Genomic DNA, 12,197 nt, shown 5'->3' with positions numbered 1-12,197 from the left:
TTACGGTCGCGGGTCGTGAACGACGACTGGCTGACGGTGAACCGCGAGAACTGGGACGACCGGGTGCGGGTGCACGCGGCGAGCTCCTTCTACGACCTGCCGGGGTTCCGGGCCGGCGCCTCGCCGCTCCGCGCGTTCGAGCGGGCCGAGTTGGGCGAGGTGGCGGGGAAGCGGCTGCTGCACCTGCAGTGCCACATGGGGCAGGACACGCTGTCCTGGGGGCGGTTGGGGGCGGAGGTCACCGGCCTGGACTTCTCGGCGAAGGCGGTCGAGCAGGCCCGCGCGCTGGCGGCCGACGTCGGCCTCGCCGACCGGGCGCGCTTCGTGGTCTCCGACGTCTACGAGGCGCCCGCCGCGCTGGCCGGCGAGCGGTTCGACATCGTCTACACGGGGCTCGGCTCCCTGGTGTGGCTGCCCGACCTGACCCGCTGGGCCGAGGTCGTGGCCGGCCTGCTGGCCGAGGGTGGGGTGCTGTACCTGGTGGAGTTCCACCCGGCCACCGACATGCTGGGGGAGGACGGGCGGACGGTCGACCACGACTACTTCGACGCGGCGCCGTCGCGCGAGGACTACGCGTACACCTACACGGACGGGCCCGCGCTCGAGAAGACGGTGTCCGTGCAGTTCCTCCATCCGCTGGGGGAGATCGTCAGCGCGCTGGCGGGGGCCGGGCTGCGGGTCGAGTTCCTGCACGAGCACCCGTTCACGATCTTCCAGCGCTATCCGGTGCTCGAGGAGAGCGAGCCGGGGATCTTCACCTTCCCGCCGGGGCATCCCCGGGTGCCGCTGATGTTCTCGCTCCGGGCGCGCCGTTGAACAATTTGTTTACGTCATTACGTTGACAACGTAGCGGGCGCCGAGGCAGGCTTGTGCCATGACGGAAGCACTCGCACCCGACCCGTTCACTCCTCCCGACGCCGCGGCGGCGCGCGAACACCGGGGCGCCGCCGCGCTGTTCAGAATCGCCGAGCGGCACGCGGCCACCGAGGCGCAGCGCGCCCGCCAGACCAACCCGCACCTGCCGGCCCCACACGAGGCCGTCCGGCTGGTCGCCTTCCTGCTGAGCGGCGCGGCGCAGCCAGAGGAGGGGGAGCCCGAGGTGGACCGGGCGGACATCATGGCCGCGCTGACGCTGGTGCCCCGGGTGCGGGCGGAGCTCGACGAACTGGAGGCCGGGCTGCTCACCATGGCCCGCGGGCGCGGGCTCACCTGGCAGGAGATCGCCTTCGGCCTCGGCCTCGGCACCCCGCAGGCCGCCCGCCAGCGGCACGCCCGGCTGAGCGAGCGCGCGCCCGAGGCGGGCGACGACTGAGCCGAGCGGCCGAGGGGCTCAGGCGATCCTGGAGGTGGAGGAGCGCATGCTGCGCTTCTCGTACTCGGCCTTGGCGGTCTGCAGCAGCCGCTGCCACGAGGCGACCGTGGGGCGCCTGCGCAGCAGGGCGCGGCGCTCGCGCTCGGTCATGCCGCCCCAGACGCCGAACTCCACGCGGTTGTCCAAGCCGTACGCCAGGCACTCGGCCCGCACGGGGCAGCCGCTGCACACCGCCTTGGCGCGGTTCTGCGCGGCGCCCTGAACGAACAGTTCATCCGGATCCGTCTTGCGGCAGACCGCGTGCTTAGTCCAGTCCACAACCCAGCTCATGCCGGTGCCGTTCCTCTCCCAGACGAGGGCTCCCCCACGGCGGCAAGTGGCATATGACCGCTTGCCAGTTGAGGACGTTACGGAAGGCGGAGGGCAACGCAACACCCCCTATGGGCCTAATCTTTGATGGCCCGATCGGACTATGCGGTCCGTGAAGTCACCCGTGTGAGGGATGTTGGGGGTCCTGGTGGGGAGAACGAGGACTCTCTCTGTGAAATACCCAGCGGAACGGAAACCACCCGTCCGGGCTAAGGCGACTTGACGGCGCCGCAGAGGGTGGCATAGAAGCGCCGGAACGACGGTACCTCCCGGGCGGCCGCGCCGCCCGGGGTACCGCGAAAAACCGGGAAATCCAAGGGGACCAAGGGAGAGGCCGGAGGCCTCAGACCAGCGCGGCCAACTCGGCGGCCGGCAGCGAACCGGGCTCCCGGCCGTCCCGCGCGAAGGCGTTGGCGATCCGCGTCAGCGCCTCGTTGACCGGGGTCGGCACCCCGTGCAGGCGGCCCAACAGCACGATCTCGCCGTTGAGATAGTCCGCCTCGATGGTTCCGGTGCCGCGGCGCAGGCTCTGCCAGGACGAGCCGCGGCTCGCCGGCGCCCCCGGCACCTCGCAGATGTCCATCCGGTCGCCGCGCAGCGCGCGTTGCTCCTCCTGGCCCGCGAAGGGGATGCCGGCCGCCGCGAACACCTCGCGGCCCTCGTTCGCGGCCCGGTGGAACAGCTCGCCGAGCGCCGGGTCGGCGTCGAGCGGCCCGGCGACCGCCTCCACCGAGTTGGCCAGGTTCATCAGCAGCTTGGCGTACTTCCAGCGCATCACGTCCTCCTGGACCGGGGCCAGGAAGCACGAGCGCTCCAGGTCCGCGGCGATCCGCCGCGCCGTGTCGTCCACGCCGCCCGGGTAGCGACCGACGTGCAGCATCCCGCTCAGCGGGGCGCAGGGCGCGACCACCACGCCCGGCTCCAGGAACACGGAGGGCAGCCACACGCAGACCCCGTACACCCGGGCGAACCGCCGCAGCGCGAGACGCTCGTTGGCCACGCCGTTCTGCGCGCACAGCAGCGGCAGGTCGCCGGCCACCGGGGCCCAGGCGTCCAACGCGGCCACCGTGTCCTGCGTCTTGACGGCCAGCACCAGCACGTCCTCCGCCGTCGGGCGGTACTCCTCGGGCCCGGACAGCACCGGCAGCCGCAGCGTCAGCGAGTCGTCCGGGGTGAGCAGCCGCAGGCCGCCCTCCCGCAACGCCTCGCCGTGCGCGCCGCGCGCCACGAGCACGACCTCGTGCCCGGCCTGTGCCAACCGTCCGCCTATGCTTCCGCCGACCGCGCCGGCGCCGATGATGATGTAGCGCATCACACCATTCTCGCTCCGGCGCGCCCCGGCCCGGGCCACGGGCGGGGCGCGCCGGACCCGGCGTCACCAGTAGACGACGACCCGGTCGCCTTCGGTGACCTCGTCGAAGAGCTGGGCTATCGCGGCCTCGTCCCGGACGTTGACGCAGCCGTGGGAGGCGCCGTTGTAGCCGTTGGCCGCGAAGTCCTGCGAGTAGTGCACGGCCTGGCCGCCGTCGAAGAACATCGCGTAGGGCATGGGCGAGTCGTAGAGCGTCGAGTGGTGGTTGCGCGACTTCCAGTAGACCTCGAACTCGCCCTCCCTGGTGGGCGTCTCCTCCGCGCCGAAGCGCACGTCCACCGTCATCCGCACCTCGCCGTCGATCACCCAGGACAGCGTCTGCGAGGTCTTGGAGATGCACAGCACGCGGCCCGTCAGGCAGCGCTCGTCCAACTCCTGCGCCGGCTCGACCTCGGGGATCTCGACGGGCGGGAACATCTCCTCCTGGCTCGGGGCCCTGGTCTGGCTCGTCAGCGCCTCCCAGGTCGGCTCGAAGACCGTCCCCGTGGCCTCGATGCCGGCCGCCTCCTGGAACGCCCGCACCGCGGCCGTGGTGACGTCCCCGTAGTAGCCGGTGGGGTTCTCCTCGAAGTGGCCCGCCTGCTTGAGCCTGGCCTGGAGCTCCCGCACCTGGTCCGAGTTGTCCCCGTAACCGAGTATCTGCTGGGGCGGGTACAGCTCGTCCTGGCTCGGCGCGCCCGTGGCCTCGGTGAGCGCCGCCCAGGTGCTCGCGAACACCGTGCCCGAGACGTCGAGGCCCTCGGCCCGCTGGTACTCGGAGACGGCGCCCAGCGTGACGTCCCCGTAGTAGCCGGTCGGCTGGGCCAGGAAGTGGCCGAGCGCCGCCAACCTGGCCTGGAGCTCGCGCACCTGCTCCGACTCGTCGCCGAAGTCGAGCACGACCTCCTCGGCCTCCTCCTCGGCCGCGCCGTCGTCGGCCTCCGACTCCCCGTCCTCCCGCGGCGATTCCTCCTCGCCCGGCGCCGAGCTGGACGGATCGTCCGACCCCCCGCCCTCGGCGCCCTGCGCCGAACAGCCGGTGAGCAGCAGGGCAGCCACGGCGGCTGCGGCCGCCGCCGGAGCGGCCAGTCTGCGGAAGAGCGCGGTGCGCATCAGTGTTCCCCCTGGAGCTATCGGACCCTAAAGGACCTCACTGATAAAGATGCGCCTACCCGGCGGAATGTTGCACCCGGCCCATAACGAAGCAGCCACGATCGGCGCACGGCCGTCGCGCACGGGGGCGCGCGGGCGTCAGCCCGTGGCGCGCCCGGGCAGCAGCGCGAGCACCGAGTCGACCGAGGCCACGGCCTCGGGGTCGGCGGCCCGCTTGTCCTCCCGGTAGCGCAGCACCCGGGCGAACCGCAGTGTCACACCCGCCGGATAGCGTGTGGAACGCTGCACCCCGTCGAACGCCACCTCCACCACGAGTTCGGGGCGCACCCGCACCACCCCGCCGTCCTCCCGGTCCCGCGCGCCGTCGTCCTTGGCCAGTTCCAGCAGGCGTTCGGTCTGCCAGGCGAGCATGGCGTCGGTCATGCCCTTGAAGGTCTTGCCCAGCATCACGAAGGAGGTGCCGTCCGCCGACCGCGCGCCCAGGTGCAGGTTGGACAGCCGGCCGCGGCGCCGGCCGTGGCCCCACTCGGCGGCCAGCACCACCAGGTCCAGGGTGTGCACCGGCTTCACCTTGAGCCAGGCCGCGCCGCGCCGTCCCGCGTTGTAGGGGGCGTCGAGCGCCTTCACCAACACCCCCTCGTGGCCGCGCGCGAGCACCGCCTCGGCGAACTCCCGCGCCGCGCGCCTGGACTCGCCGGACGCCGGTTCTGGCACCGGCAGCCGCCGCACCCGGCGCGGCTCGGGCGCCACCCTGGCCAGCTCGGCGTGCCGCCGCTCGGTCGGGAGCCCGAGCAGGTCGCGGCCGTCCACGGTCAACAGGTCGAAGAAGACCGGGGAGAGCGGCAGCGCGCCGGAGAGCGAGCCGACCCGTCCCGACACGTCCTGGAACGGGTGCGGCCGGCCGGCCTCGTCGAAGGCGATCACCTCGCCGTCCAACACGGCGCTGGCCACGTCGAGTTCCAGGGTGGCGGCGCGCACCTCGGGCAGCCGGTCGGTGATCTCGTCCAGGGTCCTGGTGAAGATCCGCACCGCGTCGCCGTCCCGGTGCACCTGCACCCGGATGCCGTCCAGCTTCTCCTCGACCACGCAGGGCCCGAGCCGGTCGAGCGCCTCGTCCAGGTCCTCGGCGGTCTGCGCCAGCATCGGCAGCACGGGTCGGCCCACGGTCAGCCGGAACTCGGCGAGCGCGTCCCGGCCGCGCGCCAGCAGCGCCTCGGCCACCGCGCCGAGCGAGCCGCCGAGCATCACGGCCCGCCGCACCTCGTCCGGCGCCGCGCCCACGGCCGCCGCGAGACCCTCGACGGCGAGCGCGTCCAGGGCGCCCTGCCTGAGCTCGCCGCTGATCAGCCGGATCAGGAAGTCCTGCTCCTCCTCGGTGGCCTCGGCGAACAGCGCGCCGAGCAGTTCCCGGCGCCGGCCCGTGGCGCCGGCGCCCGAGGCGGCGGCGATGCCGGCCAGCGCCGCGTCGGTGGCGGTCACCGTGAGCCTGGGCTCGGGCGCGGGCGGCGGCCGTTGGCCGGACAGCGCCCGCCAGCCCACGCCGAGCCGGCGCTGCGGCAGCCGCCCGGCCAGGTAGGTGACGACGACCGGGGCCTGGGCCGGCTCGGTGGTGGCGAGCAGCCCGGCGAGCGCGGCGACCTTCGCCGACCGCGACCTGGTGGCCGCGACCTCCCGGGAGGTCCGCGCGACGTCGGCGAGCAGCATGCTCCTCATCCTCGCCCGGCCCGGCCGGGCGCGCACCCGCTCAGCGCAGCAGGTTGAGGCTGGCCACCACGGTGAACAGCAGCACCAGCCGCTCGAACCTGGCCTGGTCGATCCGGCGGATCAGCCGCCGCCCGGCGAACGCGCCCAGCAGCACGCCCCCGGCCAGCGCCGCGTTCAGCAGCAGCGACTCCCCGTCGATCAGCCCGAGGCCCACGCTGAACGGCACCTTGAAGAGGTTGACGATGAAGAAGAACCAGGCGGCGGTGCCCAGGAACGCCAGCTTCGGGAAGCCGGCCGACAGCAGGTACAGCGACATCACCGCGCCGCCGGCGTTGGCCACCATCGTGGTGAACCCGGCGAGCAGCCCGAACACCGGGGCGCGCCACCGGCCCGTGCCGGTGTCGGTCTCCGCGCGCCGCTGCCGCCACAGGTGCAGCGCGACGACCGCGAGCAGCACCCCGCCGATCGTGCGGCGCATCACGGTGTCGTCGACCACCGCGATGAACCCGACGCCCAGCACCACGCCGACCGCCACGGAAGGGAAGAGCCGCAGCAGGGCCGACCAGTCCACGTGCCTGCGGTAGGCGCGCACGGCCAGCATGTCGCCGAAGATCAGCAGCGGCAGCAGCGCCCCGCTGGACTCGCGGGCGGGCAGCGCGGCGGCGAACAGGGCGACGCTGATGGCGCCGATGCCGCCTATCGAGGTCTTGGCCAGGCCCACCAGGGCCGCCGCGACGCCGAGCAGCGCCCAGTCGATCCCGCTCAGCCCGCTCACCACATCCGGAGACTCTATTCACTCGAACGGGTCGGTGGGGAACTTGTCCGGCGTTCGGTACGTGATAACGGCGTGACGAAGTTTCGGCTACCGAGCGTGTCGCGGCCCCGGATGCCGCGCACGGTGCGCGGCAAGCGCACCCTGGTGCAGGTCGTCATGGCCGCGGTGGTGCTCGCGCTGCTGCCGGCCACCTGGGTGCACGCCTCCACCCACGACCGGGTCAGGTCGGTGGGGGACGCGCCGTCCGCGCCGGTCGCCGTGGTCTTCGGCGCCGGGCTCCGCGCCGGCGGGGAGCCGTCGGCGTGGCTGGCGCACCGCCTCGACGCGGCCGCCGAGCTCTTCCACTCGGGCCGGGTCCAGGCCCTGCTGGTCACCGGGGACAACAGCACCGAGGAGTACAACGAGCCGGACGCCATGCGGGAGTACCTGGTGGGTCTCGGTGTGCCGGCCGAGCGGATCGTCGCCGACTACGCCGGCTTCAACACGTGGAACTCGTGCGCCCGCGCCGCCGAGGTGTTCGGCGTCACCCGGGCGCTGCTGGTCTCGCAGGAGTTCCACATACCCAGGGCGCTGGCGCTGTGCCGTGCCGCCGGCATCGACGCCCACGGCGTGGGGGTGCCCGAGCGCCTCAGCGGCCTGCGGGTGTTCAGCTCGCTGCGGGAGCTCGCGGGCGCCGTCCCGGCCGCCTGGGACGCGGCCTTCACCCCGGAGCCCCAGTTCGCCGGGCCACGTGAGACACGTCTCCAGGAGATCCTTGCGGCCGTAGGAGAAGAAGATGATATGGGTGGTAGTTAACCTGCTGGTCGCTTGACGGCGAGGTGGAGTTTCGCCCGGGGGACTAGACAGGCCCGACGTCCCTGGTCCCGAGACCCGCGAACGGAATCATGCCCCACTCCACCCCCACGACCGCGGCCGTGTCGACGCCGACCACGCCGACCCCGCGCGGCCCCGCCCCGTCCGCTCGCGAGCACCGCCACGACGTCGACCTGATGCGGGTGATCGGCTCGGTCGCCGTGATCCTCGTGCACACCGCTTCCTCCTTCGTCCACGTCGTCGAGGACCAGGAGGCCAACGGGGCCGGCGCCTTCTGGGTCGGGCACGTCGGGGAGTCGTTCAGCCGGTTCGCGGTGCCGCTGTTCTTCGCCATGGCCGGCTGGGTGGTGCTGGTGGGCGCCCCGCCCAGGGACGAGCGGAAGATGTGGACACGCATCGTCCGCAACGCCGTGCCCGTGTTCGTGTGGAGCCTGGCCTACGTCGCCTGGGCCTGGCTGCGCGACCGCAACGACGACCCGGCGGTCGACCTGGCCACGCAGTCCTTCTTCGGCGACATCCGCCCCGCGTACCACCTGTGGTTCATGTACGCCTACATCCCGATCGTGGCCGTGCTCGCCTTCGCGGTGCTGGTCAGGGCCGGCAAGCACCCCTGGGGCCTGGGCCTGGCGCTGCTCGGCGTCGCGGCGGGCCCGACCGTGTTCTCCACGGTGACCGAGGTCACCGGCTTCGACGGGCTGCCCGAGTTCGGCTGGAGCTTCGGCACCTACCAGGTGATCTACGCGGTCGGCGGCGCGCTGCTGATCGGCCTGCCCCACCGGGTCCCCGCCCGGTGGCGCTGGGGCCTGCTCGCGGTCCTGGTGGCGGCGCAGGCCGGCATCCTCTGGTACTCCACCCAGGTCCACTACCCCATCCCCTACGCCCACCTGTTCGTGGGCGTCTCCACCGTCTGCCTGATCCTGCTGCTCAACCGGGTGCGGGTCCCCGAGCGGTGGCGGCCCGCGCTCTCCAGGCTCGCCGGCGCCTCACTCGGCGCCTACCTGGTGCACGTGTTCTTCGTCGAGGAGCTGGTCGACCCGGTCGTCTCGGCCGACATGAGCGGCTTCGTCGCCGCACTGACGCTGCTGGCGATGCTGGCCGTCATCGTCGCGCTGTCCTACGGCGCGAGCCTGCTGTGGGAGCGCCTCGGCCTGCGCCGATGGCTCGGCTGAGCGGAACGGATCCGCCACCGCGAATTCACCAGGAGGACGCGGTGAGGTGAAGTCCCGTCAGGTTTGCCCTGTTAGAAGTTCTCGATCCGAACTTCGGCTTCGAAAACCTGATGAACGGGACCATGCTCACCACCATCCCAGCCCCACCGGCCGTCGCCGCACAGCCCGAGCCGGTAGCCCAAGCCCGCGAGCACCGCTTCGACGTCGACCTGATGCGCCTGGTCGGCTCGGCCACGGTGATCTTCGCGCACACGTCGGCCACCTTCATCCACGCCACCGACGACGACCGGGCCAACGGGGCCGGCGCCTACTGGGTCGGGCACATCGGAGACTCGGTGAGTTCGTTCGCCGTGCCGCTGTTCTTCGCCATCGCCGGCTGGGCGGTGCTGGTGGGCGCCCCACCGCGGGACGAGCCGCGCGTATGGGCGCGCGTCGTCCGCAACAGCGTGCCGTTGTTCGTCTGGAGTCTGGCCTACGTCGCCTGGGCCTGGCTGCGCGACCGCAACGACGACCCGACATCCGACCTGGCGGCCCAGGCGTTCTTCGGCGAGATACGCCCGGCGTACCACCTGTGGTTCATGTACGCCTACATCCCGATCGTGGCCGTGCTCGCCCTCGTGGTGCTGATCAGAAACGGCAGACATCCCTGGCGGCTCGGGCTCGCGCTGCTCGGCGTCGCGGCGGGCCCGACCGTGTTCTCCACCGTGGCCGAGGTCACCGGCTTCGACGGGCTGCCCGAGTTCGGCTGGAGCTTCGGCACCTACCAGGTGATCTACGCGGTCGGCGGCGCGCTGCTGATCGGCCTGCCGCACCGCGTCTCCCGCCGGCTCCGCTGGGCGCTGGCGGCCACGATGCTGGTCTCGCTGGCGGCGGTCGTCTGGTACGACACCACCATCCACTATCCGATACCCAACGCCCACGTCTTCGTGGGGATCGCCACCATCTGCGCGATCACGCTGCTCAACCGGATACCGGTGCCGGAGCGCTGGCGGCCCACGCTCTCCCGGCTGGCCGGGGCGGCGCTCGGGGCCTACCTGGTGCACGTCCTCATCGTCGAGGAACTGGTCGACCCGGTCGTCTCCGCCGACCTGAGCGCGCCGCTCGCCGCGCTGCTGCTCGTGGCGATGCTGACGGTCACCCTCACGCTGTCCTACGGCGCGAGCCTGCTGTGGGGACGCCTCGGCCTGCGGCGTTGGCTCGGCTGAGCCGACCCCAGGGCTCACCCCCGGCGCATGGAGCGCCGCACCTTCCGGGCAAACCGCAACGCCGTGCGGCCGCCCGGGAGCTGGCCCGTGATGCTGGCGCCGATGCCGCCCGGCAGCGCCAGCGTGGTCAGCCGCGCCCGCACCACATAGCGGGACGCCGTCCTGCCCTGGTTCGCGGCCAGCCACTCCTGGGCCTCGGCGCGCAGCTCGGGGTAGCGCTTGAACTGCATGCAGTAGCCCACGGCCCGCACCAGCGGGCCGAGCTCGGCGCCGACCCCCGCCCGCGCCGTGACCACCTCGCCGGCCCCGCGCTCCTCGATGTCGGGGACCAGGGCGTCGACGATGGTCAGCGGGATGCGGTTGCTGTTCTGGAACGGGGTGAGCCGCCCGAGCACCGTGCCGGTGCCGAGCCGGGCGATCGGGATGCCGTAGTAGGCGGCGGCCGTCAGCAGCGCGGTGGAGAAACACCCCACCACCAGGGCGGGCCGCAGCCGGTGGAACACCGTCTCGGCCAGCATCGGCGAGTCGAGCACGGTGAGCCGCACCCCGACCTCGGCCGCCGCCTTCTCCAGCGCCTTGGAGTAGCGGGCCGGCGCCGTCGGATGCGGCTTGAAGACCACGGAGTGGCAGCCGGCCGCGGCGGCACCGCGCAGCATCCGCGCGTGCAGCTCCTCCTCCTCGGCCGGCTCCAGGATGTTCAGCGCGGCCAGGTACTGGCCGAGGATGACGGCCGTGGACTCGTGCTCCGCGCCCTCCAGGGTGGCCAGCACGGACGGGTCGCCCTCGGCCGCGCTGATCTCGTCGAGCACGGCGCGGAACGCGTCGTCCGGCACGGTCTCGGCCGGCACGCCGTAGTCGGTGAGCAGCATCGGCGCGAGACCCGGCACCAGGTCGAGGTGGATCAGCCGCTGGATGCGGCAGGCGGTGTTCCAGTTGAGCCGGTCCCTGGTCGGGCCGTAGCTCATCAGGCCGTCGGCGTAGACGTGCACGTCGGCGTCGGCGAAGATCGCGGCCAGTGCGATGGAGTGCTTGGCGTGCACCGACTCGACGACCAGGTCCATCGGCCCGTCGGGCAGTTCCCAGGCGGTGCGCAGCAGCCGCTCCCATATCGGGACGTCGTGTTCGCGCGGGGTCCAACTGCCCGGATGGTGCGGCTCGATGGCGTCGTTCCAGCTGATCACCCGGTCGAAGCGGGTGACGATCCGGTCCCAGCCGGTCATCTCGGAGAGCAGCACCGAGGTCTCGGGGATCGCGGCGTTGTTGCTCACCAGCAGGATCCGCTCCTCGGCGGCCTCGTCGGGCCCGAAGAGGCCGGCGTCCAGCGCGGCGGCCAGCGTGGCGGCGCCGTAGAGCGTGGAGACCTCGAAGATCTGCGTGCGCGCGGGGGTCGTGGCTTCGGTGCTCATCAGGCCGCGGTCACCTTACGCGTCGTCGTCCGGCCGAGCAGCCGGCGCAGCACCCGGCCGCGCTCGGGGCCCATCTCGTTGATCGTCCGGTCCAGCAGTTCCTGCGGCATCCGGTGGAGCGCCTCCGACGACATCTGCCGCAGCCTGCGGGCCACGTCGGACTGGTGCCGGTCCGCCTTGCCGATGTGGAAGGCGATCATGGCGCAGTAGGTGCGAACGATCTTGGGCAGGAACCGGTCCGCCTCGGGGTGGGCCAGCACCTCCGCCATGATCAGGTCGTGCGCGGGGATGAAGTCCAGCTGCCGCTCGTCGCCGACCTGGGTGAGCGAGTTGCTGATGCCGCGCCGGTAGAACAGGCCGTGCAGGCCCACCGAGACATAGGAGCGCGCACGCAGGTGCAGCTGCCAGGTGAAGACCCGGTCCTCGCAGGTGCGCAGGTCCGGCTCGAAGCGCACGCCGAGGTCGTCGAAGACGTTCCGCCGGCAGACCATGGACCAGACGTTGGGGTAGTCCACCATGCTCTTCCGCTGCGCGGGCAGGATGCCGTCGCGCGGGTCCATCAGGGTGTTGCGGCGCGGCGCCGGCGCCCGCTCCAGGGTGCGGCTGGTGCCGGTGACCTGCACGTGGTCGGTGCGCACGAAGTCGCAGTCGAACGACTCGACGGCCGCGAGCAGTTGGGTGAGGTAGCCCGGCGCGTACCAGTCGTCGCCGTCGAGGAAGGTCAGCCAGCGCCCGCGGGCGGCGTCGATGCCGGTGTTGCGCACCCGGGAGATGCCGCGGTTGGTCTCGTGGTGGATCACCCGGACCCCGGGGATACGGGCCGCGGCCTGGTCCAGCATCTCGCCGGTGGCGTCCTTGGAGTGGTCGTTGACCAGAATGAACTCCCGGTCGTCGCCCACGTTCCGGGCGAGCGCCCGCAAGGTGTCGGGCAGGAACTCCTGCATGTTGTAACAGGCGACGATGACGGAGAGTTTGGTCAC

At 72.4% G+C, this 12,197-nt stretch carries 11 protein-coding genes and 1 pseudogene; 5 read left to right on the top strand and 7 right to left on the bottom strand.

All coding sequences use genetic code 11. From position 1 onward, the window contains the following. The first annotated feature begins 15 nt into the window (after positions 1 to 15). Positions 16 to 816: a class I SAM-dependent methyltransferase gene (locus tag ACFWI8_RS06240; RefSeq protein WP_387086471.1), complete on the top strand. Its 801-nt coding sequence runs from the start codon at positions 16 to 18 to the stop codon at positions 814 to 816. 58 nt (positions 817 to 874) lie between these two features. Beyond that, a complete protein-coding gene (locus ACFWI8_RS06235) occupies positions 875 to 1,312 on the top strand; it encodes a DNA-binding protein (RefSeq protein WP_387086469.1) in 438 nt (145 codons plus the stop codon). Positions 1,313 to 1,330: 18 nt separating this feature from the next. Here the strand turns inward: ACFWI8_RS06235 and ACFWI8_RS06230 are convergent. From ACFWI8_RS06230 to ACFWI8_RS06210, 5 genes and pseudogenes are all read right to left on the bottom strand, one after another. After that, positions 1,331 to 1,688 (bottom strand): annotated as a pseudogene (locus ACFWI8_RS06230) (WhiB family transcriptional regulator). A gap of 336 nt (positions 1,689 to 2,024) precedes the next feature. Further along, positions 2,025 to 2,993: a ketopantoate reductase family protein gene (locus tag ACFWI8_RS06225; RefSeq protein WP_387086467.1), complete on the bottom strand. Its 969-nt coding sequence runs from the start codon at positions 2,991 to 2,993 to the stop codon at positions 2,025 to 2,027. Positions 2,994 to 3,056: 63 nt separating this feature from the next. Then, positions 3,057 to 4,145 carry a peptidoglycan-binding protein gene (locus ACFWI8_RS06220; protein ID WP_387086465.1) on the bottom strand — a complete coding sequence of 363 codons (1,089 nt, stop codon included), beginning with the start codon at positions 4,143 to 4,145 and terminating at the stop codon, positions 3,057 to 3,059. A gap of 138 nt (positions 4,146 to 4,283) precedes the next feature. Continuing rightward, on the bottom strand, positions 4,284 to 5,849 hold the full coding sequence (locus ACFWI8_RS06215; RefSeq protein WP_387086463.1) for an ATP-dependent DNA ligase: 1,566 nt from the start codon (positions 5,847 to 5,849) through the stop codon (positions 4,284 to 4,286). A gap of 40 nt (positions 5,850 to 5,889) precedes the next feature. Then, positions 5,890 to 6,624: a sulfite exporter TauE/SafE family protein gene (locus tag ACFWI8_RS06210; RefSeq protein ID WP_387086461.1), complete on the bottom strand. Its 735-nt coding sequence runs from the start codon at positions 6,622 to 6,624 to the stop codon at positions 5,890 to 5,892. Positions 6,625 to 6,735: 111 nt separating this feature from the next. Here ACFWI8_RS06210 and ACFWI8_RS06205 point away from each other — a divergent pair, with 111 nt between their 5' ends. The 3 genes from ACFWI8_RS06205 (at position 6,736) to ACFWI8_RS06195 (ending at position 9,811) form a co-directional block, all read left to right on the top strand. Further along, positions 6,736 to 7,419, top strand: a complete 684-nt coding sequence (locus ACFWI8_RS06205) for a vancomycin high temperature exclusion protein (RefSeq protein ID WP_387086709.1) — start codon at positions 6,736 to 6,738, stop codon at positions 7,417 to 7,419. A gap of 89 nt (positions 7,420 to 7,508) precedes the next feature. After that, the gene (locus ACFWI8_RS06200) at positions 7,509 to 8,606 is read left to right on the top strand and encodes an acyltransferase (protein ID WP_387086459.1); all 1,098 of its coding nucleotides are present in this window, start codon (positions 7,509 to 7,511) and stop codon (positions 8,604 to 8,606) included. A gap of 122 nt (positions 8,607 to 8,728) precedes the next feature. Continuing rightward, a complete protein-coding gene (locus ACFWI8_RS06195) occupies positions 8,729 to 9,811 on the top strand; it encodes an acyltransferase (RefSeq protein ID WP_387086457.1) in 1,083 nt (360 codons plus the stop codon). A 14-nt stretch (positions 9,812 to 9,825) separates the two neighbouring features. Here the strand turns inward: ACFWI8_RS06195 and ACFWI8_RS06190 are convergent, their stop codons facing one another. Together ACFWI8_RS06190 and ACFWI8_RS06185 are read right to left on the bottom strand one after the other, a co-directional pair. Further along, positions 9,826 to 11,217 (bottom strand): polysialyltransferase family glycosyltransferase, encoded by a 1,392-nt coding sequence (locus tag ACFWI8_RS06190; RefSeq protein ID WP_387086455.1) that lies wholly within the window; start codon positions 11,215 to 11,217, stop codon positions 9,826 to 9,828. Further along, complete coding sequence (locus ACFWI8_RS06185; RefSeq protein WP_387086453.1) at positions 11,217 to 12,197, bottom strand: glycosyltransferase family 2 protein; 981 nt, start codon at positions 12,195 to 12,197, stop codon at positions 11,217 to 11,219. Before ACFWI8_RS06185 ends, ACFWI8_RS06190 begins: the two co-directional genes overlap by 1 nt.

Origin of the sequence: Streptomyces sp. NPDC127098, from assembly GCF_042722465.1 — a bacterium.
Classification (GTDB): domain Bacteria; phylum Actinomycetota; class Actinomycetes; order Streptomycetales; family Streptomycetaceae; genus Streptomyces; species Streptomyces millisiae.
Note: the sequence above shows the minus strand (reverse complement) of the source record. Positions and strands in the feature narration are given on the sequence as shown.